This is a genomic window from Micromonospora sp. NPDC023644 (assembly GCF_040640115.1).
Classification (GTDB): domain Bacteria; phylum Actinomycetota; class Actinomycetes; order Mycobacteriales; family Micromonosporaceae; genus Micromonospora.
This window is the reverse complement of record NZ_JBFABA010000020.1, coordinates 13782-35212: the sequence shown is the minus strand read 5'-3', so window position 1 is coordinate 35212 and position 21431 is coordinate 13782. Positions and strand designations below refer to the sequence as shown.

The following is a 21431-nucleotide window of genomic DNA, read 5'->3' as shown; positions in this document are numbered from 1 at the left end:
CCGCCGCTTCCGTCCCGTCGACACGCGCAGGCCCCGCACGCCGACGTGGGCGTACGCGAGGCAAGCACGGCCCGGCAACCGGACCTGATCCCGCACCCTCAGCCCCCCGCTGACCTGATCACGCCCGGGACCGCATCGCCCGGACGGTACGTCTGGACTCCTGCCGTGGCGGCACGGCCGGTGGCGCAGGTGCCGCGGCGACGCCGTGGGGCGGGCCCGAAGTCGGGCTAACGGTAGGAGCGCCGGGCCGTTCGGGCAAGCCCGATCGCGTGGGCAGAAGAGTGAGAATTATCTAGCCGTTCGGGCGGGGCGTCGCCGTAACGAAGCGGGGGCCTGGGACGCTGCGCCTCTCGGCGGTCGCGCACGGCGACGCATTCGCCCAGCGTGCGGCGCAGATGGGTGGAATGCCGTCACACACGGTCCGCGGGCGGTCACAGCCTATCCGACGCGGGTGCGGTCCCGCCGCCCCCGCCCGGCGGCCGCAGCGGGTCGGGCCGGCGGCGGGCGGCGCGCCGATCCCCGCCGGTCTGGGTACGGTGGTGCTGTGTTGTCATCGGAGGTCGTACTCAGCGGTCGCTACCGCCTGGACGAGCGTGTCGCCACGGGCGGCATGGGCGACGTCTGGCGGGGCAAGGACCTCGTCCTCGGCCGGCAGGTCGCGGTCAAGGTCCTGCTGCCGGCCCTGGTCTCCGACCCCGACTTCATCGCCCGCTTCCGCGCCGAGGCCCGGATCATGGCCGCCCTGCGCCACCCGGGCATCGTCCAGGTCTTCGACTGCGGCGAGGACGACCTGCCCGACGGCGGCCGGGCCGACTACCTGGTCATGGAGTTCGTGACGGGTCAGCCGCTGTCCAAGCGGATCGAGGCCGCCGGGCGCCTCGACGTGGCCGAGACCATGGCGATCGTGGCGCAGGTCGCGCAGGCGCTGCACGCCGCGCACCTCGGCGGGATCGTGCACCGCGACGTCAAGCCGAGCAACCTGCTGGTGCAGGAGGACGGCAGCGTCGTGCTGGTCGACTTCGGCGTCGCCCGCTCGACCAACGTCACCAGCATCACCAGCACCAACGCGGTGCCCGGCACCGCGCTCTACATGGCGCCGGAGCAGGCAGCCGGCCGGCCGGTGTCCGGGGCGACCGACATCTACGCCCTCGGCGCCGTGGCCTACTGCTGCCTCAGCGGCAGCCCGCCGTTCACCGGCGACAACCCGCTGCAGGTCGCCGTGCGCCACCTCGACGACGAGCCGCCGGAGCTGCCGCACGACGTTCCGGAGGCGGTCCGCGCGCTGGTCTCCCGCGCCCTGGCCAAGGATCCGGCCGACCGGTTCAGCTCCGCGGCGGCGATGGCCGAGGCCGCCCGCGCCGCCGTGTCCGACCCGTCCGCGCCGACGGCCATGGTGCCCGCCGCCGCGGCGGCGGGCGGCGTCGACCGGGGCACCCGCACCGACGCGCCGGTCGGCGCGACCGTCGCTCGCCGGAAGCTGCGCGGCACCCTCGTCGGCGCGGCGGCGGCGGTGCTGGTGGCGCTGGGGGCTCTCGGGGCGGCGCTCGGCATGACCAGCGAGGCCGACGCGCCGGCGGTCAAGGTGCCGCAGGCCACCACCCCGGCCGCCGAGCCGAGCGGCGGCGTCGAGGCGCCGGCGGAGCAGGACGACGCCCCCGACGGCCCCACCCGACCCTTGCGGCCCGCCGGCTCCACCACCAGCCCCTCGCCGTCGGCCACCACGCCCCCGGTCTCCCCCCAGCCGAGCAGGTCGGCGGCTCCGGAGTCACCGGAGCCCACCAAGACCGACGACGCGCCGGAGCCGACGCCCAGCAGCAGCCCTCCGACGCAGACCACGCCGCCGGTGGAGCCGACCGAGACGGAGACCACGCCGCCCGAGCCGGAGAACCCGCCGGTGGTCTGACCCCGGCACGGCCCCCGTCCACGGCGGTGGGGCCGCCGGTCGGCGTGGTCCGCGCCCCCGCCCGGCCGGCCGTGGGGTCCCGCGCGGCCTGCCGACGCCGCCCGGCGTGCTTCTTTTCCTGACGCTGCGCACACCCCAGCGGCACCGATAATCCCAAACCGGACTTACGGGCACAGAGATCGCTCTACGCTCCCAAGCAGGTTCTTTCCGTAGTCTGCCTCGGGAGTCCGGGTGAGCGTTGAGAAGTTGGTCGTGATCGGCCAGGGGTACGTCGGCCTGCCGCTGGCCATGCGGGCCGTCGAGGCCGGCCTGGACGTGGTCGGGCTGGACGTCGACTCCGACCGGGTCAAGCGGCTCGCGTCGGGTGAGTCGTTCGTCGAGGACATCCCCACCGACCGGCTGGGCCGGGCGCTGGGCAGCGGCCGGTACCGGCCGAGCACGGCGTACACCGACGCGGAGGGCTTCGACATCTGCGTGATCACGGTGCCCACGCCGCTGCGCGACGGCACGCCCGACCTCAGCTTCGTGGAGCAGGCCGGCGTCGGCATCGGCCCGTACGTGCGGCCGGGCTGCACGGTGATCCTTGAGTCCACCACCTATCCCGGCACCACCGAGGAGCTGCTGCGGCCGCTGCTGGAGTCGGCCAGCGGCCTGCGCAGCCCGGGCGACTTCCACCTGGGCTACAGCCCCGAGCGGATCGACCCGGGCAACCGGACCTGGCACCTGGAGAACACCCCGAAGGTGGTCTCCGGGATGGACGCGGTCGCGCTCGCCCGGGTGGACGGGTTCTACCGCCGGCTCGTGGAACGGACCGTGCCGGTGGACTCCACCCGGGTGGCGGAGCTGACCAAGCTCATCGAGAACACGTTCCGCCAGGTGAACATCGCCCTGATCAACGAGCTGACGATGCTCTCCCACCACCTCGACATCGACGTGTGGCAGGCGATCGAGGCGGCGGAGACCAAGCCGTTCGGCTTCATGCCGTTCCGGCCCGGCCCGGGGGTCGGCGGGCACTGCCTGCCGATCGACCCGTGCTACCTGTCCTGGCAGGTCAAGCGGCGCCTCGGGCGGCAGTTCCGGTTCATCGAGTTGGCCAACGACGTCAACCACGAGATGCCCGAGCACGTGGCCCAACGGATCATGAACGGGCTGAACCGGACCGGCCGCGCCGTCAGCGGGGCCCGGCTGCTGCTGCTCGGGCTGGCGTACAAGAAGAACACCGGCGACATGCGCGACTCCCCCGCCGTCGACGTGGCCCGGCGCCTGCAGGCCCTCGGCGCGGACGTCCGGGCGGTGGAGCCGTACGCGGAGCCGCACCAGATCCCGGGCGGCGTGCTCGTGGTGGAGCTGACCGAGCGGGAGGTCCGCGCGGCGGACGCGGTGGTGGTGGTCACCGACCACGACGACTTCGACTACGACCTCGTGACCCGGCACGCCCGGTACGTCTTCGACACCCGCAACCGGTGTGTCGGCCCGGTGGTGGAGCGCCTCTAGACCCGGCACCGCTGGCCGGTCCCGCGCCTCGGCGGGCGACGGGACCGGCCGGCGGATGTCACTGGTCGCCGAGCGCCTCGACGACCGGCCGGGACAGCGCCCGGCGGGCCGGCAGCACCGAGGCGACCAGGGCGGCCACGACCGCGACCCCGAGGATCATCGCGAGCTGCCCCACCGGCAGCACCACGGTGAAGTCGCCGCTGATCCGGGCCAGCAGGGCCATCGTGGCGGCGCTGACGCCGGTGCCGAGGCCGATCCCGAGCACCGCGCCGACGAGCGCCATCAGCACCGCCTCGACGGCCAGCATGGCGCGCATCCGGCCCCGGGTCAGTCCGACAGCCCGCAGTACGGCGTTCTCCCGGGTCCGCTCCACCACCGACAGGCTCAGCGTGTTCGCGACCCCGACCAGCGCGATCACCACGGCCAGGCCCAGCAGCGCGGTGACGAAGGCGAGCAGCATGTCGACCGTGGCGGTGAGCATCTTCTTGTACGCGCCCTGGTCCATCAGGTTCGCCGTCGGATAGCGGGCGACCACCGCCTCGATGGCGGCCCGGGCCTGCCCGGCGGAGACCCCGTCGGCGGGGTCGATCTCCGCAAGGTAGCCCCGCTCGTCGGGGAAGAGGGCGGCGAAGTCGGCGTCCACCACGTCGATCACGTGACCGGCGGGGACGGGGCTGCCGGCGAGCGTCGGCCCGTCGGCGGTGACGACCGCGGCCACCCGGAACGACCGGCCACGCACGGTGACGGTGGAGCCGGTCGTCCAGCCCCGGGCCTCGGCCAGCTCCCGGTGCACCAGCACCCACCCGGGCGCCAGCCGGTCGACCTCGCCCGCCACGACGCCCGTCAGCGTCCGGCCGACCAGGGCGGGGTGCGCGGCCTGGATCTGCACGTCGGCGGCGACGGCGGCGCGCTGCTCGTGCACCACCGCCAGCTCGGGCCGGGCGCGCAGCTCGGCCACGAGCGGCGCGGGCAGGTCCCCGCCGATCCCGGTGACGAGCCAGTCGACCCCGATCTCGGCGTCCACGCTGCGCTCGATGCCGTCCTTGGTGCTGCGGGCGCCGACCACGAAGGCCGACACCAGACCGATCCCGATCACCAGGGCCGTGGCGGTCGCGGCGATCCGGCGCGGGTTGCGCACGGCATTCGCCACGGCCAGGGCGGCGGTGGCCCCGAACAGCCTGCGGGCCGGCCACCCCAGCATCCGGACCAGGGCGGGCACGAGCACCGGGCCGAAGAGCACGATCCCGAAGAAGGTGAGCACGCCGCCGGCGGCCACCAGCACCACCTGGACGGCGGACGCGGCGCCGACCAGCGCGGCGATTCCGGCGGCGAGGACCAGCGCCCCGACGGTCAGCCGGAGCCGTCCGGCGCCCCGGGCGGGCTGGACCGCCGCGTCGGTGAGCGCGGCGACCGGGGCGACGCGGGTGCCCCGCCACGCGGGCAGCAGGGCGGCGCCCATCGTGATCGCCGTGCCCAGCAGCAGGCTGACCAGCACGGTCGGGCCGGTGACGGTGAGCCCGCCGGAGACCGGCGCGTCGAGCCGCGTCATCAGCTGGTCCATGCCGCCGGCCAGGGCCACGCCGATCAGCACGCCGGCCGCGGAGGCGACCAGGCCGACCAGCGCGGCCTCCAGCAGCGCCGCGCGGAACAGCTGGCCCCGGGTCGCGCCGACCAGCCGCAGCAGCGCGGTCCGCCGGGTCCGCTGGGCGAGCACGATGGCGAAGGTGTTGGCGATGACGAAGCCGGCGACCACGACGGCGACCCCGGCGAAGGTCAGCAGCACCATGTTGAACTGCTCCAGGTCGCGGACCGCGTCGGTCACGGCGTCGTCGAGGATGCGCTGCCGGGTCTTGACGGTCGCGCCGGCGCCGGCGACCTCGGCGGCCCGCTCGGCCAGCGCCCCCTCGGCCGCGCCGGGCCGGGCGGCCACCATGATCCGGTCGTAGCCCCGCTGGCCGGTCGCCGCGAGGGCGTCCGCGCCGACCAGGCCGATGAACGGACCGCCGACGTCGCGGGCGGTGCCGGCCACGTCGACCGTGCCGACCAGCGTGTACGGGCGGGCCGCTCCCCCGCCGCCGCCGACGCGTACCGCGGCGCCGAGGGGGAAGCCCTCCTCCTCGGCGGTCCCGGCGTCCAGCACCACCTCGCCGGGGCGGTCGGGCAGCCGGCCGGCCACCACGTCGTACGAGCGCAGCGCCGGGTCCACCGGGATCGCGGCGAGGACGGCGTAGCCGAGCACGGGGCGGCCGTCGGCGCCGACGATCCCGCCGGAGCCGAGCAGTTCCCCCTCGGCGGCGGCGACCCCGTCGAGGGAGCGCACCTTCTCGACCAGGGCGGTCGGCAGCGGGTCGTCGGTGGCGGAGTGGACGGCGAGGTCGGTGTGCCGGTCGAACGCCCCGGCCCGGTCGTACGCGCCGGCCCGCATCCCGTCGACGAAGATCAGCGTGCCGGCGATGAACGCGACGCCGAGCACGATGGCCAGCGACGAGAGCATCAGGCGCAGCGCCTCGGCGCGGAGCTGGCGCAGGGTCGTGCGGATCACCGGGCCACCGCCTCGCGGCCGGCGGCCGGCACGCGCGCCGGGTCGAGGCCGGCCAGCGCGTCGAGCACCCGCTCGGCGGTCGGCGCGGTGAGGTCCCGCACCGGCCGGCCGTCGGCGAGGAAGACCACCCGGTCCGCGTGCCCGGCGGCCGACGGGTCGTGGGTCACCATGATCACCGTCTGGCCGAGGGTGTCGACGGCCTCACGGAGCAGGCGCAGCACCTCGGCGCCGGAGCGCGAGTCCAGGTTGCCGGTCGGCTCGTCGGCGAAGATCACCCACGGCTTGGTGATCAGCGCGCGGGCCACCGCCACCCGCTGCTGCTGGCCGCCGGAGAGCTCGGCGGGACGGTGACGCAGCCGGTCGGCGAGCCCCACCGCGGCGACGACCTGGCGCAGCCAGGCCCGCTCCGGCCGCCGGCCGGCGATCGCCAGGGGCAGCACGATGTTCTCCTCGGCGCTCAGCGCCGGCAGCAGGTTGAACTTCTGGAACACGAAGCCGACCCGGTCGCGGCGCAGCAGGGTGAGCCGCTTGTCGTCGAGGCGGGCGAGCTCGGCGTCGCCGACGCGCACGCTGCCGGAGGTGGGCCGGTCCAGGCCGGCGAGGCAGTGCATGAGGGTGGACTTGCCGGAGCCGGACGGGCCCATGATGGCGGTGAAGCGACCGGCGGCGAAGTCGACGTCGACGCCGTCGAGGGCGACGACGGCGGCCTGGCCGGAGCCGTACCGCTTGGACAGGCCGCGGGCGGTGACCGCGACGCCGGCGGTGGCGTGCGCGGGAGGTGCGACGGACACGTGGAGCTCCCCGTGGAGATCGTGGCTGGGACGTCTCCGACGCTATGGGCGCCGCCGGCCCGGCCGCGTCCACCCGCACGCGGTGATCCCGCTGCGACCTGGGGAGTCCCTGACGGGGTGGGCCCGTACGACCTGGGTCGTAGCCGGGCTCAGCCGCCGGGGGTGACCAGCCCGGTCTCATACGCCAGCACCACGGCCTGCACCCGGTCGCGGAGCTGGAGCTTGGCGAGGATCCGCCCGACGTGCGTCTTCACGGTGGCCTCCGCGACGTGCACCCGGGCGGCGATCTCGGCGTTGGAGAGGCCCTGCGCCACCAGCAGCAGGACCTCCCGCTCGCGTTCGGTCAGCTGGCCGATCCGGGGGTCCTCGGCGGGCCCCGGGCCGAGCCGGCCGGCGAACCGGTCGAGCAGCCGCCGGGTGATGGACGGGGCGACCACCGAGTCGCCCTGGGCGACCACCCGGATGGCCGCCAGCAGTTCCTCCGGCGGGACGTTCTTGAGCAGGAATCCGCTGGCGCCGGCCTGGAGCGCGGCGAACGCGTCCTCCTCGGTGTCGAAGGTGGTGAGCACCAGCACCCGGGGCGATCCGGCGGGACGGTCCCGGCAGATCCGGCGGGTGGCCTCCACCCCGTCCATGGTGGGCATCCGGACGTCCATCACCACGACGTCGGCCTCGACGCGGGCCAGCAGCCGCAGGGCGTCGGCCCCGTCGATGGCCTCGCCGACGACCGCCAGGTCCGGCTGGGAGTCCAGCACCATCCGGAAACCGGCGCGGACCAGCGCCTGGTCGTCCACGATCACCACGCGGACCGTCATGCCGCCGTCACCTCCGTCGTTCCGGACGTCGACGGTAGCGGTAGCCGCGCCTCGACCTGCCAGCCCCCGGCGAGTCGCGGCCCGGCGGTCAGGGCGCCGTCGTACACGCCGACCCGCTCGCGCATGCCGACCAGGCCGTGCCCGCCGGACGGCGCCGGGCTGACCGGGGGCCGGCCGCGCCCGTCGTCGACGACCCGGACCAGCACGGCGTCGTCGGCGTGGGCGACGGTGACCTCGACGCCGGCGCCGACCCCGGCGTGCTTCAGCGCGTTGGTGAGCCCCTCCTGCACCACCCGGTAGACGGTCAGCTCCAGCCCCGGCGGCATCGGCGTCGGCTGCCCGGTGACCGTGTGCCGCGCCTGGAGGCCGGCGGCGCGGAACCGGTCGAGCAGGGCCGGGAGTTCGGCCAGCACCAGCCGGCGGTGCTCCGGGTCGGCGGCCACCCCGGCGCCGTCGGGCTCGCCCGCCGCGCCCGGCCCGGCCGCCGCGTCCGGCGGGCTGGGCTCCCGCAGTACGCCGACCAGCCGGCGCATCTCCTCCAGCGCCTGCCGGCCGGTGTCGGCGACCACCTTGACCGCCTGGCGGGCGGTCTCCGGGTCCCGGTCGAGCATGAACCGCGCCCCGTCGGCCTGCACGATCATCACGGCCATGCTGTGTGCCACCACGTCGTGCAGTTCCCGGGCGATGCGGGTGCGCTCCCCGGCGACCGCGGCGCGCGCCTCCGCCTCGCGTTCCCGCTCCAGGGTGGCGGCCCGTTCCTCGAGGCTGAGCACGTAGAGCCGGCGGGTCCGCACGTTCAGCCCGACCAGCCAGACCGCCCCGGTGACCAGGCCGTAGTAGATCGCCGTCGCCCACCAGGCGATGACGCCCTGGGTCTGGAGGCCGGCGAGCACCACCCCGACGGCGGCGCCGATCCCGGCGAGGACCCCGTCGCGGAGCCGGTCGGCGTACTTGACCACGCTGTAGAGGGCGATCAGCACCGCGACGTCGAAGGCCAGCGGCCCCCACCCGGCGACCACCTGCACCAGCGCGAGCGCCGCCACGACCAGGGCGACCGCCGACGGGTGGGCCCGGCGGAACAGCAACGCCACCGCCATCGCCGCGCCGACCAGGGTGGCCTTCCATCCGCCGGGCTGGTTCGCCAGGCCGGCGAGGGCGAGGAGCACCACCGCGACGGCGACGAGGACGTCGAAGCCGACGCCGCGCAGGGGGCGGCCGAAGATCGTGCGGTTCACGGTCACCCAGCGTACGTGCCGCAGTTCAGGGGGTCCTCCGCCCCGATCCCGGTCGGCCGCCGGCCCGGATCAGGAGAGCAGCTCGCGCATCCGGTCGATCTCGACGGTCTGCTCGGTGGCGACGGAGTTGGCGAACTCCGACAGGGTGAGGTCGGCGCCGACCTTGAGCAGGTCCGTGGCCATCCGGACCGCGCCCTGGTGGTGCTCCGTCATCATCCGCACGAAGAGCCGGTCGAACTCGGCGCCCCGCGCCGCGGCGAGCTGCCTGATCGCCTGGGGCGTCTGCATGCCCCGCATGCCGGCGTGGTCGTGCCCGGCGACCTCGGTGGGGAGGCCACGCTCCTGCAACCAGCCCCGCATCATGCCGATCTCCGGGCCCTGGCTGGCCCGGATCCGCTCGGCGAGGGCGCGCAGGGCCGGGTCGGCGGCGCGGTCGGGGGCCAGCTCCGCCATCTCCAGCGCCTGGGCGTGGTGCGGAATCATCATCCGGACGAACCAGACGTCCATCGAGTTGTGCCGGGACGTGGCCGCGTCGCGCAGCTCCGCGGCCGGCCGGGTCGCGGCGGCCTCCCCCGGCCGACCGGGCACGATCACCGCGGGCCGGTCCGGACCGGCCGTCGGGACGCTGGCGGTGACCTGTGCCGCCGGAGCCGTGGTCGAGCCGCCACCGGAACGGGACAGGACGACCACCACCACGACGAGCAGGAGCGCGGATATGACGACGGCCGGCGTCCGCGCGCGGCGGTTGGTCATGGGCCACTCCCCCCGGTAGAGGTCATGGCGATGCTATACATCGACAGGGATCCTTTTGTGTGACGTGCATCACATCGATGGAACTCATTGGACGGTAAGGTGTGCGCAATCGCCATCCCCTTGCGAAGGGCATCGCCGATGACCACTTTTCGCACCCCGCGGGCCAGGCGGCTCACCACCGTGAGCCTGGCCGCGGCCGGCCTCCTCCTCGCCAGCGTCGCCACCGCCGCACCGGGAAGCGCCGGGACGGTGACGCGGTCCGCCCCATCGGGCCCGGTGGACACCACCGACACCATCCCCGGCGTCGACGAGATCGTCAGCAGCCCCAACCTGCGGCAGGTCGCCAACCTGCCGAAGCAGGCGCCGCTGGACGCCACGAACAGCGACCTCGCCTTCCAGGGCCACTACGCCTTCGCCGGCAACTACAACGGCTTCGTCGTCTACGACATCTCCCGGCCGACCGCGCCGACCGTGGTGTCGCAGGTCTACTGCCCCGGGTCGCAGAACGACATCTCCGTCCACGGCGACCTGCTGTTCCTCTCCACCGACTCCTCCCGCAGCGACGACTCCTGCAACAGCACCAGCGCGCCGGCGACGGAGAAGGCGTCCTGGGAGGGCATCAAGGTCTTCGACATCAGCGACAAGGCCAGCCCGCGATACGTCAAGGCGGTGGAGACGGCCTGCGGGTCGCACACCCACACCCTCGTGCCGGGCAAGGACCGCAGGACCGTCTACGTGTACGTCTCCTCGTACAGCCCGCGGGCGGAGTTCCCCGACTGCCAGCCCCCGCACGACTCCGTCTCCATCGTCAAGGTGCCGGTGAAGTCGCCCACCGACGCGGCGGTGGTGGCATCCCCGAACCTCTTCCCCGACGGCGGCTACGAGGGTCGGCCCGGCGGTTCGGCGACCACCGGCTGCCACGACATCACCGCCTACCCGGAGAAGGACCTCGCGGCGGGCGCGTGCATGGGTGACGGCATCCTGATGGACATCTCGGACCGGGAGGCCCCGCGGCTGATCAACCGGGTGCGGGACACCGTCAACTTCGCGTTCTGGCACTCGGCCACGTTCAACAACGCCGGCACCAAGGTCGTCTTCACCGACGAGCTGGGCGGCGGCAGCGCGGCCACGTGCACCGAGGCGATCGGCCCCCGGCGCGGCGCCGACGCGATCTACGACATCACCGGCCGTGGCGACGCCCGGACGATGGTCTTCCGCAGCTACTACAAGATTCCCCGGATCAACGCCGACACCGAGAACTGCGTGGCGCACAACGGCTCGCTGATCCCCGTGCTCGGGCGCGACATCATGGTCCAGGCGTGGTACCAGGGCGGCATCTCCGTCTGGGACTTCACCGACTCGGCCGACCCGAAGGAGATCGCGTTCTGGGAGCGGGGCCCGCTGTCGGTCGACCGGCTGACCGGGGGCGGCTCCTGGTCCGCGTACTACTACAACGGCTACATCTACTCCAACGACATGCGCAAGGGCCTCGACGTCCTGAAGCTGACCGACTGGCGGACCTGGACGGCGAACCTCGTCCGGTACCGCGAGCTGAACGCGCAGACCCAGCCCAGCTACCTGAGCTGGTAGTCGCACAGCGACGACGGGCCCGACCCCGCAGGGGGTCGGGCCCGTCGCTGTCCACGGTGGACGCGGCGGTCAGCCGGCTGGCGGGTACGGGTCGTTCTGGTACGTGTACTCCGTCTCGATCTTGCCGTCGGAGGTGTGCACGACGAGCTGGCTCGGCTCGTTGCCGTGCGCCGCCCGGCGCCCCGCCTCGACGGCGAGCTGCTTGGTGTCGAACGTGCCGACGACCTGGTTGCCCTGCTCGACCTTCCAGCCGCCGCCGTTCGGCACGACGTGGTACTGGTTGCGCTTCATGTCAGTCACCCGCCTCTCGGTCAGGTCTTCCGGGATACCCGGGCCCCCGGGGCGGAAAACCCTCCCCGGTGGACAACCGTCCGCCGCCGCCACCGCGTCCAACGGTCATGCGGAGAACTCTCCTCGGCGCCGGCCTGGCCCTGGTGCTGGCCGCCGGCGCCTGCTCGACCGCGGACCCGGGGCCCGTCGCGGCGCCCGTGACGACGACCGGCGCGCCGAGCGCGTCCCGGCAGGACGCCGACCAGGTCCGCCGGACGCTGGCCAGCCTGCGCAGGGTCGCCGACCTCCCGCTGTACGAGATGACCTACGTCGGGGCGTACGACCCGATGGTGGGCACGGACGCCGCCGCGGCGGAGCCGTTCGGGTGTTCGCTCTTCGTCGCCGCCGGCGATCCCGACCGGCCGCTGTTCGCCCGCAACTTCGACTGGGACGCCAATCCGGCGCTGGTGCTGCGCACCGATCCGCCGGACGCGTACGCCAGCATCTCGGTGGTCGACATGTCCTACCTCGGGGTGGGCGCCGACCCGGCCGGCGACCGGCGGCTGCTCGACGCGCCGCTGCTGCCCTTCGACGGCATGAACGAGCGCGGCCTGGCGGTCGGCCTCGCCGCGGACGACGGCGCCCGCGCCGAGCGCGACCCGGGCCGGGCCACCGTCGGATCGGTACGCGTCCTGCGGCTGGTGCTCGACCGCGCGGCGACGGTCGACGAGGCGGTGGCGGTCTTCCGGCGGTACAACGTGGACTTCGCGGGCGGCCCGCCGCTGCACTACCTGATCGCCGACCGTGGTGGCGCCTCGGCCGTGGTCGAGTTCGTCGACGGCCGGTTGCGCGTCGAGCGAGGCGTGGGCGGCTGGCGGGCACTGACCAACGTGCCGGTCGTCGGCGTCGCGGAGGAGCGTCGCCGCGCGGACCGCCGCTACCGGATCGTCGCCGAGGCACTCGAGGGCAGCGGCGGCGTGGCGGACGCCACCGCGGCCTTCCGGATCCTCCGCGGCGTCCGGCAGGCACACACCCGCTGGTCGGTGACGTACGACCTGCGCGGCGGGGAGGTCCGGTTGACCACCGCGGCGGGCGGCGGCGAGCACCGCTACCGGCTTCCGGTGCGGTGAGCGCCGCTCACCCGGCCGGGATCCGGTCGAGCTGCGCGCGGATCGCCTCGGGCGTCAGCGCGGGCCGGCCGCCCGGATGGCCCACGGTGGCGCCGGCCGCCGCGACGGCGTGCCGCGCGACCCGCTCACGGGGCTCGCCGCGCAGCACGCCCAGGGTCAGCGCGGCGACGAAGGCGTCCCCGGCGCCGGTGTCGTCCACGGTGGGCGTCTCGCTCAGCGGCACGAACAGCTCGCCGTCGGGCCAGACGAACGCGTTGCCCTCCCCGGCCACCTCGACGGCCAGCAGCGACGGGCCGCGCCGCAGCAGCGCGCGCCCGGCGGCGAGCCCCGCCGCGGCGTCCCGCGGCGCGTCGCCGGTGATCAGCTCGACCTCCTGCGCGTCGGCACGCAGCACGTCGGCGAGGGCGAGCAGCGCGTCGGCGTCGGCCGCCTCGGCCGGCGCGCCGTCGAGCACGACCAGCCGGTCCGCCTCCCGGGCGGTCCGGGCCGCGGCCAGGGCGGCCCGCGCCGGCTGCTGGAGCTGCACCAGCACGGCCCGGGCGGCCCGCAGCGCGGACGCCGCCCCGGCGACGTCGTCGGGGGTGAGCAGGGTGGCCTCGGGAATGTCCTCCAGGTAGCGCCACCCGGCGTCGGCGTCGACCACGTCGACGATGAGCCCGGTCGCGGTGTCCGGCCGGCGCCGCACGCACCCGACGTCGATGCCGTCGGCCCGCGCCTGCGCCAGCAGCCGCTCCCCCACCTCGTCGTCGCCGACCACCCCGAGCAGGCCGACGGCGGCGCCGAGCTGCGCCAGCCCGACGGCCTGGTTGGCCCCCTTGCCGCCGAGCAGCTCGCGCCGCCGCCGTACCGGGGTGGTCCCGCCGGCCTGCGGGACCTCGTCCACCAGCAGCACGAGGTCCCGGGCCACCTGCCCGACCACCATCACGTCCAGTTCCGCCATGCCGGACCACTACCCGCGACCGCCCCGGTTGATCCACGCCGAGCCCGGGGAGTGTCCGGCCACAGTCGCGCCCATGGTCGCGCGGGTGGCGGCCGGTCACCCCGGCAGCGGCGCCTCGTCGCCCCGGGTGCGGCGCGGCCCGACCAGCCGGCGCACCATCGGGGCGGCGTTCCACTTCGCCGCGCCGGCCAGGTCGCGGGCGTGCTCCAGCAGGGTGTAGTCGGGCCGGGCCCGGCCGTCGGCGATGGCCCGGTCCAGGTCGTTGCCGCACCGGGTCAGCACGTTGTCGAAGTCGCGGCGCACCGGTTCGAGCAGGTGGTAGCCGAACGAGCGGTGCAGCCGGGCGAAGAGCGGCTTGTAGAGCCGGGCCCGCTCGTGCAGCCCCGAGGAGTACGACATCGGATTCTTCGGCCGGCGCCGGACGTAGTCGGGCAGCAGGTCGGCGAAGGCCCGCCGGACGATCCACTTCTCCTGCCCCTCGCGCATCTTCAGCCCGATGGGCAGCCGCATCGCCAGCTCGACGAGGCTCAGGTCGAGGAACGGCACGCGGGCCTCCACGCCGTGCCCCATGCTGGCCCGGTCGACGCGCTGCAACTCCGTACGGCAGAGGTTGCGGATCTTGTGCAGGAAGAGGCGGCGGGACGCCTCGGGGCCGACCTCGTGGTACATCGGGTAGCCGCCGAACAGCTCGTCCGAGCCGTCCCCGGTGAGCACCACCTTCACGCCCAGGTCGCGCAGCCGGCGGAACAGCGGCACGGTGACCACCGCGTTGATGATGTCCCCGTACTCGGTCAGCTCGGACATCCGGATGGCCTCCCGGATGTCGGCCAGCCGGATGTCGCGGGGGCGCAGCTCGACGACCTCGTGCGGCACCCCCACGTCCTTCGCGAGCCGCCGCGCGTACGCGACGTCGGGGCTGTCCGGCACGCCGACCGTGACGGCGACGCAGTCGGGGTGCATCTCGCGCACGTGCAGCAGGGCCAGCGAGCTGTCCAGCCCGCCGGAGAGCACCACCCCCACGGTGAGGTCGGTGTCCACCCGCATCCGGATGCTGTCGGTGAGGGCGGCACGGACGAGCAGGGCGGCCTCGTCCGGGTCGTCCACCACCGGCAGCCCGTCGCCGAGGGTGAGCAGGTCGACGTACGCGCGCAGCCGGACCGACCCGTCGGGCTCCGCCCAGCCGTGGTGCCCGGGCGGCACCTCGACGATCGGGGCGCGGTGCCCGACCAGCGCCTTGACCTCGCTGGCGACGTGCAGGCAGCCGGGCGTCCGCGCCCAGTACAGCGGCTTGACGCCGAGCGGGTCCCGGACCAGGTAGGCCCGGCCGGTGGCCCGTTCCACGACGGCGAAGGCGTACTCGCCGCGCAGCCGGGTCACCATGCCCTCGCCCCACCGCAGGAACGCGGCGAGCACCACCTCGGTGTCGCTGGCGCTGCGGAAGCGGTGTCCCAGCCGGACCAGTTCCGCGCGCAGCTCGTGGTGGTTGAAGACCTCGCCGTTGTAGCAGAGCAGCCACCGCTCGTCGGCGGACACCCACGGCTGCACCGCGCGTTCCCGGTCCACGATCGGCAGCCGGCGGGTGCCGGTGAGCAGGCCGTTCTCGTAGCGGGTCTCGGTGACCTCGCCGCGTGGCGCGAGGGTGGCGAGCATCCGCCGGAAGGTCGTCGGATCGGCCTCGGGGCCGAGGCTCAACGCGATGCCGCACATCGGCTCAGACCCCCATCTCGGCTTCGTACGCCCGCCGCAGCCGCCGCCGTGCCGGTGGCGCCAGGCACAGGTGCCAGGCCTGCCCCTCGTCGACCACGTTGACCTCGCCGGCCCGCTGCCGGGCCAGCAGCAGCTCGGCCAGGGTGTCCCGGACGCCGAAGCGGCCGAACCACTCCATCTCGACGTCGACCGCCCAGCCGAGGCAGTGGCCGCTGGGCACCATGGCGGCGTACCCGAGTCGGCGCAGCCGGTGCTGGTGCTCGGCGCTGCGGACCAGGCTGGTCACCCACAGCGGCGGCGTGCCGGGCGGGGTGCTGGCGGCGAACTGCCGGGCGAGGTCGTTGAGCAGCGCCACCATCTCGCGGCGGGCCCGCCGGAACCGCAGGCCGGCGGTGCGCGGCGTGGCGTCGGGCAGCAGCCGGCGCCGCACCGCCCGCAGCCCGCGTCGCAACAGCGTCCGCGGCTGCTCGGTGTAGCGGAAGCGCAGCAGGTCCCGCCGGCGCAGCCACTCCAGGTCCACCAGGTCGGGGCTGGCGTCGACCTGGGCGTCGGTGAGGAAGGTGGGGGCGTCGCGCCACCACATCACGTCGATGCGGGAGAGCAGGTAGATCCGGACCAGCGCGGTGAGGTCGGCGGCGGAGCTGCGCACGTTGGGCTGGTAGCGGGCCATCTCCAGCAGCAGCGTCTCGCGCGCGCCGACGAGCCCCTGCCCGGTGGCGTCGAGCACGGCGGCGATGGCGGGTTCGCGCAGTCGGTCGTCGATCAGCACCTGCCGGGCGGTGGTGCACGACGCGTCGGCCAGTGCGCCGACCTCGACCAGCAGCTCGGCCACGGCCGCCCGGTAGGCGTCCAGGTCCGGCGCGGCGGCGGGTCGCGTCGGCGTGGCGAACGCGCGCCGACGGGCCGGGGCGGCGGGTGTGACGGGAGAACCGGGCCGCTGTCCTGGGCTTCGGCTGGGCACTCGCATGGTCGGGTCCTCTCTCCCGTCACGGCATCACTGTGTGCATCGCCCTGCACACACCGTAATTGGGCCGGAAGGGATGAGTCCGAACAATCCTCCTATCTACTTCTTCGGGATGCCCGAGGGTCACCGCCGCGCACGAAGGGTCACGGTCGGGACGCCCCGCTCAACCGCTGCACCTCGGCGTACGAGGGCGGTTCGGCGCGCGGCGCGGCGCCGGACCGGACGGCGTCCAGGGCGTCCAGGGCGGCGCCCAGCGCGGCCCGGAACAGCAGCGAGCCCGTGCTCACCCGGGCCACGCCGAGCGCCCGCAGCTCGTCGAGGGTAGGCCCGCCCGGCCGGTGCAGCACGTTCAGCGGCGCGTCGATCCCCGCGACGAGCGCGGCGACGGTGGCGGCGTCCGGCGCCCCGGGCACGAAGATCCCGTCCGCCCCGGCGGCCAGGTACGCGCGGGCCCGGCGCAGGGCCTCCGGCAGGGGATCGGGCGTGCCGAGCCACCACGGGTCGGTGCGGGCGTTGACGAACAGGTCGGGCGCCGCGGCCTTGATGGCGGCCACCTTCGCCGCCGCCAGCTCGGGCGGGTCGAGGGTGCCGTCCGCCCGGCCGTCCTCGACGTTCACCCCCACCACCCCGAGCGCGGCCAGCTCCGCCACCAGCCCGGCGACGACCGCCGGGTCGTCGGCGTACCCCGCCTCCACGTCGACGGTCACCAGTACCGGGAGCGGGCGCAGCGCCCGGGCCAGGCGGAGGTTCTCCGCCCGGGTGGCGGCCGCCGCGTCCGGCACGCCGGCGGCGGCCGCGACCCCCAGGCTGGTGGTGCCGACCGCCGGGTACCCGTGCGCCACGAACGCGGCGGCGCTGGCGTGGTCCCAGGCGTTGGGCAGCAGCAGCGGCCGGGCGGCGCGGTGCAGGGCGTGGAAGGCGGCGCAGCGCGCGTTCATCGGGGCTCCACCTCGATCATGGTCGGGCCCATGGGGCCGGCGACGGTCGCCTCCGCGACGGTAGGGCCGGAACCCTTCGGCGCCCGCCGAAACGTCGGCTGCCGGCGCGTGCGGCGCCGTCACGGTCGGACCACGGGACCGCTCCACGGATCGCCGCGACCGGCCGACGCCAACCACACCATCACGAAAAGTGACGGTCACAGCCGGCCGGCCCCACATGCCTCCGACTCCTTTGCTCTGCATCCACATACGCAACAGCTACTGACGGTCAACGAAGCTTGCGCCCTCGATCATCACGCCCTCGTCAGATACCCAGCTCAGCCTGGTGGTGCGCCGAGGAATGCAGAGCAAAGGGCGCAGAGGACACCGGGAGGCCGGGACGTTGGCAGTGACAGTGAGTGACCCACCCGGCCGTCACGATCGGTAACGAGGGCGGCGACTGGCTCCCTCGCCGTCCGCCTCAAGGAACGAGGTCCGAGCCGTTTCGAGGGAATGCGAACCGTCTCGAGAAACGAGGTCCGAAGGCGCCGCACGGGGCAAACGAGGCGCGGCCGAGTCAGGCGCGACCGGATCAGGCGCGACCGGATCAGGCGCGACCGGATCAGGCGCGACCGAGTCAGGCGCGACCGCTTCCGCGGTCCGGCGCGGTCGCGGGCGGCGCGAGGTCGGCCGGGGCGAGACCGAGTGCGGCGGCCAGCGCCGGAGCACCGTCCGGGGTCAGCCGGACCTCCCGTCCGCCGCCGCGGGTCAGCCAGCCCGCCTCGAAGAAGCGGGCGCACAGCGCCGCGCCCAACGCGCCGGCCAGGTGCGGCCGGCGCTCGGTCCAGTCCAGGCAGTCGCGCACCAGGGGACGGCGGGCGGCCCGCAGCGGCGCGATCGGCACCCCCAGCTCAGCCAACCAGCCTCGCCCGGCCGAGGTGAGCGCCGACCCGCCGGCGCCGTCGAGCAGCCCGCGCGCGAGCAGCCTGTCGCGCAGCAGCACCCCGAGGTGCCCGGCCAGGTGGTCGTAGCAGGTGCGGGCGTACGCCAGGGCAGCGCCGGCACGGGCGGCGCGCAGCGAGCGGGCCGGCTCGGACCGCCCGGGCGCGTAGCCGGCCAGATCCTCGACCAACTGGGCCGCCGAGGGGCCGGCGAGCTGGACGTAGCGGTGTCGTCCCTGCCGTTGCTCGACCAACAGCCCGCCCCCGACCAGGCGGGTGAGGTGGTCGCTGGCGGTGGACGGGGCCACCCCGGCGAGCCGGGCCAGCTCCCCCGCCGTCCACGCCCGGCCGTCGAGCAGGGCCAGGCAGATGCGGGCCCGGGTGTCGTCGGCGAGCAGGGCGGCGAGCCGGGCGAGGGCCCGGCCGTCCGGCGCGGGGGTGGTCACGGACTCCATGCTGGCACGGGCACCCTGCGGCCGGCGCCGAAGGGTCGCCACGTCTTTACAACGTTGTATCCAACGTTGTAGAAACGGACACGCACCGATCCTGGTCGACATCTCTCGCACCCGAGGCAGGTCTGATGGGACATCTCCGCCGCGCCGGGGCGCTCGCCGCCGTCGCCGGTCTGGTCCTGGCCGCGACGGCGTCCGCGCCGGCCGCCGCCGCACCCGAGCCCCGCTACCGCAACCCCGTCTCGGCCGGGTTCGCCGACACCTTCGCCGACCCCGTGATCGTCCGTGGTGAGGACGGTTTCTGGTACGCGTACGGCACCACCGACCCGCTGCGCGAGGGCGAGGGGACGTTCCACCGGGTTCCCACCGCCCGCTCGGCCGACCTGGTCGACTGGACGTACGTCGGGGACGCCTTCGGCGCCGACCAGCGCCCGTCGTACGCGGCGCCCGGCGCCGGCTTCTGGGCCCCCGACGTGCGCCGCATCGGCAACCGCTGGGTCATGTACGTGACTGTCACCGACACGACCGTCTCCCCCGACGGCGGTGACTTCGCCGTCGGCGCGGCCACCGCGCCCACCCCGACCGGCCCGTGGACCTTCGCCGAGGAGCCCGTGGTCGCGCCGCGGCCCGGCGGTGGTGGCGGCTGGCTGTGGACCATCGACCCGAGCCAGTTCACCGACGTCGACGGCCGCCACTACCTCTACCACGGCAGCTACTACGGCGGGATCTCGGTGACCGAGCTCTCCCCCGACGGGCTGCGCGCGGTCGGCACGCCCACGCCGGTCGCCATCGACAACAAGTTCGAGGGCAGCCACGTGGTGCGCCACGACGGCTGGTACTACCTGTTCGCCTCCACGGCCAACTGCTGCGCCGGCCCGGCCACCGGCTACTCCGTCCACGTCGGCCGCTCCCGCGACCCGCGCGGGCCGTTCGTCGACCGCGACGGCATCGCGCTGACCGCCTCCCGGGCCGGCGGCACGCCCGTGCTCACCCAGAACGGCAACCGGTGGATCGGCACCGGCCACAACGGCTTCCTCACCGACCTCTCCGGCCAGGACTGGATCGTCTACCACGCGATCGACCGGGCCGACCCGTACCTGGACGAGCCGTTCGGCATCAACGAGCGACCGATGCTGCTGGACCGCCTCGACTGGATCGACGGCTGGCCGACGGTGAACGCCGGTGCCGGCCCCTCCGAGGGCGCCCGACCCGCACCGGTCACCACCGCGCGGATCGACGAGCGCTTCGACGCCGGGCTGGCCGGCTGGCGACGCGGCGCCGGGGAATGGCGGGTCGCCGACGGCCGGCTCACCGGCAGCGGCGCGCTGACCAGCCGTACGACCGTGGGCGGGGACGTGCGGGCGGAGGCCGACCTGCGGCTTCCCGCCACCGGGGCGGCCGGGGTCACGCTCGGCGACCGGGTCTCGGTGCGGGTGGACGCCGCCGCCGGCCGGCTGGTCGCCCGCGACGGCGACCGCACCGCAAGCGCGCCGCTGCCCGCCGGCTTCGACGCCGCGGCCGGGCACCACCTCGCCGTCGAGGTACGCGGCCGGCACCTGGTGGCCGAGCTGAGCCCGGCCCGGCTCGGCGACCAGCTGGCGGTGGTGTCGCTGCCGCTGGCGCGGCCGGTGGCCGGGCGGCTCACGCTCACCGCGACCGGCGGGGCCGCCGGGTTCGACAACGTCAGCGTCGCCCGGCTGCACCGCCCGGTCCGTCACGCCGTGGCCGAGCCGCGGGCGGGCCGCCTGCTGCCCGCGTTCTCCGACGAGTTCACCGGCGGGCTGGACCCGGCGTGGCGGTGGGTCCGGCAGGACCCGGCGGCCACCGTGTCCGGCGGGGCGCTGCGCTGGCCTGTGCAGGGCGCCGACCTGACCGGTACCGGCAACACCGCCGGCGTGCTGCTGCGCGACGCGCCCGGCGGCGACTACGTCGTGGAGACGAAGTTGACCCTGGACCTCGGCGAGGAGACCGTCCGCAACTACCAGCAGGCCGGGCTGGTCGCCTACGTCGACGACGACCGGTTCGCCCGGCTGGCGCAGGTCGCCATCTGGAACACCCGGCAGGTGGAGTACGGCTACGAGCTGCCCTTCGCCGGCCAGCCGGTCTACGGGGGCAACATCGTCGGCACCCCGGCGACCACCACCTGGCTGCGGCTGGCGCACCGGGTCGACCCGGAGACCGGCGAGCACGAGTTCCGGGCCGGCTCCAGCCGGGACGGGCGGAACTGGACGTGGGGCGGGGTGTGGACCTTCCCGGCCGACACCACCCCCCGGATCGGGCTGGTCGCGCACGGCGGCGCCGACCCGGCGGTCACCGCGCACTTCGACTACCTGCGCTTCCACCGCTGAACCCCCGCGCTCGGGCCCCCGCCGGACACGGCGGGGGCCCGAGCGTGTCTCAGGCGCCCCGCGGCGGCCGGCCCGGCACCCCCACCGGGTCGGCGCCGCCGAGCGGGCTGACCGTGCGGGTCTGCCCGTCGTAGCTGCGCCCGGCGACGAAGGCACCGTCGGGGCGGTCGACGCCTGCCACCGCCCGGGCCAGCCGGCGGTCGGCGTCGCGGAAGCGCAGCGCCAGGCTCAGGTGCGGCTGCCAGCGCCCCGGCGCGTGCCAGGGGCGCTGTCCGGGCGCCCCGGCGAGGACGTCCCAGACCGACGCGTGCAGTGCGGTCAGCTCCGGCGACGGGTGCACCAGCCACACCAGCGGCGCGCTGCCGTCGAGCACCGCGATCCGGTCCAGCCGCACCGGCAGCGGCAACGCCGCGTCGAGCAGGGCGGCCAGCCGCTGCCGGGCGCCGGGCGGGAACCCGTCGACGGCGGCGAGGGTCAGGTGCGGCCGGTTGGTCGGGTGGGCGTTGCGGGCCAGGCTGGGCAGCCCCACCGCGGCCAGCCGCTCCCAGGCGCCGCGCAACGCGGCCTCCAGGTCGGGCGAGCAGACCAGTTCGACCGTACGCACGCCGTCAGGCTAGCCCGCCGGAGCAGGGCGACGGG

General features: G+C 75.2%; 17 protein-coding genes. 5 read left to right on the top strand and 12 right to left on the bottom strand.

Annotated elements, in window-relative coordinates; all coding sequences use genetic code 11:
- Window positions 1–544: 544 nt before the first annotated feature.
- Both AB0G08_RS16835 and AB0G08_RS16830 read left to right on the top strand, forming a co-directional pair.
- A complete protein-coding gene (locus AB0G08_RS16835) occupies window positions 545–1903 on the top strand; it encodes a protein kinase (protein WP_358088306.1) in 1359 nt (452 codons plus the stop codon).
- A gap of 231 nt (window positions 1904–2134) precedes the next feature.
- The gene (locus AB0G08_RS16830) at window positions 2135–3397 is read left to right on the top strand and encodes a nucleotide sugar dehydrogenase (protein WP_358088303.1); all 1263 of its coding nucleotides are present in this window, start codon (window positions 2135–2137) and stop codon (window positions 3395–3397) included.
- 58 nt (window positions 3398–3455) lie between these two features.
- Here AB0G08_RS16830 and AB0G08_RS16825 read toward each other — a convergent pair whose 3' ends face one another.
- The 5 genes from AB0G08_RS16825 to AB0G08_RS16805 form a co-directional block, all read right to left on the bottom strand.
- Window positions 3456–5939 (bottom strand): FtsX-like permease family protein, encoded by a 2484-nt coding sequence (locus tag AB0G08_RS16825; protein WP_358088300.1) that lies wholly within the window; start codon window positions 5937–5939, stop codon window positions 3456–3458.
- Window positions 5936–6730, bottom strand: coding sequence for an ABC transporter ATP-binding protein (locus AB0G08_RS16820; protein WP_358088297.1), 795 nt, complete (start codon window positions 6728–6730; stop codon window positions 5936–5938). The genes AB0G08_RS16825 and AB0G08_RS16820 overlap by 4 nt, the downstream gene beginning before the upstream one ends.
- 149 nt (window positions 6731–6879) lie before the next feature.
- Window positions 6880–7545, bottom strand: a complete 666-nt coding sequence (locus AB0G08_RS16815; protein ID WP_358088294.1) for a response regulator transcription factor — start codon at window positions 7543–7545, stop codon at window positions 6880–6882.
- Window positions 7542–8786 (bottom strand): histidine kinase, encoded by a 1245-nt coding sequence (locus AB0G08_RS16810; protein WP_358088291.1) that lies wholly within the window; start codon window positions 8784–8786, stop codon window positions 7542–7544. Before AB0G08_RS16810 ends, AB0G08_RS16815 begins: the two co-directional genes overlap by 4 nt.
- 63 nt (window positions 8787–8849) lie before the next feature.
- Complete coding sequence (locus AB0G08_RS16805; RefSeq protein WP_358088288.1) at window positions 8850–9533, bottom strand: DUF305 domain-containing protein; 684 nt, start codon at window positions 9531–9533, stop codon at window positions 8850–8852.
- Between the two features lie 138 nt (window positions 9534–9671).
- Between AB0G08_RS16805 and AB0G08_RS16800 the strand changes: the two genes are divergently transcribed.
- Entirely contained in the window at window positions 9672–11123 is a 1452-nt protein-coding gene (locus AB0G08_RS16800; protein ID WP_358088285.1) for a hypothetical protein, read from the top strand.
- A 69-nt stretch (window positions 11124–11192) separates the two neighbouring features.
- Here AB0G08_RS16800 and AB0G08_RS16795 read toward each other — a convergent pair whose 3' ends face one another.
- A complete protein-coding gene (locus tag AB0G08_RS16795; RefSeq protein WP_121398663.1) occupies window positions 11193–11414 on the bottom strand; it encodes a DUF2188 domain-containing protein in 222 nt (73 codons plus the stop codon).
- Between the two features lie 107 nt (window positions 11415–11521).
- Here AB0G08_RS16795 and AB0G08_RS16790 point away from each other — a divergent pair, with 107 nt between their 5' ends.
- Window positions 11522–12523 carry a linear amide C-N hydrolase gene (locus tag AB0G08_RS16790; protein WP_358088282.1) on the top strand — a complete coding sequence of 334 codons (1002 nt, stop codon included), beginning with the start codon at window positions 11522–11524 and terminating at the stop codon, window positions 12521–12523.
- A 7-nt stretch (window positions 12524–12530) separates the two neighbouring features.
- Here AB0G08_RS16790 and AB0G08_RS16785 read toward each other — a convergent pair whose 3' ends face one another.
- The 5 genes from AB0G08_RS16785 to AB0G08_RS16765 all read right to left on the bottom strand — a co-directional run bounded on the left by AB0G08_RS16785 (window position 12531) and on the right by AB0G08_RS16765 (window position 18438).
- Window positions 12531–13463: a PfkB family carbohydrate kinase gene (locus tag AB0G08_RS16785; protein ID WP_358088279.1), complete on the bottom strand. Its 933-nt coding sequence runs from the start codon at window positions 13461–13463 to the stop codon at window positions 12531–12533.
- 96 nt (window positions 13464–13559) lie between these two features.
- The gene (locus tag AB0G08_RS16780) at window positions 13560–15170 is read right to left on the bottom strand and encodes an asparagine synthase-related protein (RefSeq protein WP_358088276.1); all 1611 of its coding nucleotides are present in this window, start codon (window positions 15168–15170) and stop codon (window positions 13560–13562) included.
- A gap of 4 nt (window positions 15171–15174) precedes the next feature.
- Window positions 15175–16137: a DUF5715 family protein gene (locus tag AB0G08_RS16775; protein ID WP_358088273.1), complete on the bottom strand. Its 963-nt coding sequence runs from the start codon at window positions 16135–16137 to the stop codon at window positions 15175–15177.
- Window positions 16138–16277: 140 nt separating this feature from the next.
- Complete coding sequence (locus AB0G08_RS16770; protein WP_358088271.1) at window positions 16278–17072, bottom strand: isocitrate lyase/phosphoenolpyruvate mutase family protein; 795 nt, start codon at window positions 17070–17072, stop codon at window positions 16278–16280.
- Window positions 17073–17688: 616 nt separating this feature from the next.
- A complete protein-coding gene (locus AB0G08_RS16765; protein WP_358088268.1) occupies window positions 17689–18438 on the bottom strand; it encodes a winged helix-turn-helix domain-containing protein in 750 nt (249 codons plus the stop codon).
- Window positions 18439–18572: 134 nt separating this feature from the next.
- Between AB0G08_RS16765 and AB0G08_RS16760 the strand changes: the two genes are divergently transcribed.
- Complete coding sequence (locus AB0G08_RS16760; RefSeq protein ID WP_358088265.1) at window positions 18573–20792, top strand: family 43 glycosylhydrolase; 2220 nt, start codon at window positions 18573–18575, stop codon at window positions 20790–20792.
- Between the two features lie 49 nt (window positions 20793–20841).
- Here the strand turns inward: AB0G08_RS16760 and AB0G08_RS16755 are convergent, their stop codons facing one another.
- Window positions 20842–21396, bottom strand: coding sequence for a 2'-5' RNA ligase family protein (locus AB0G08_RS16755; protein ID WP_358088262.1), 555 nt, complete (start codon window positions 21394–21396; stop codon window positions 20842–20844).
- Window positions 21397–21431 lie beyond the last annotated feature (35 nt).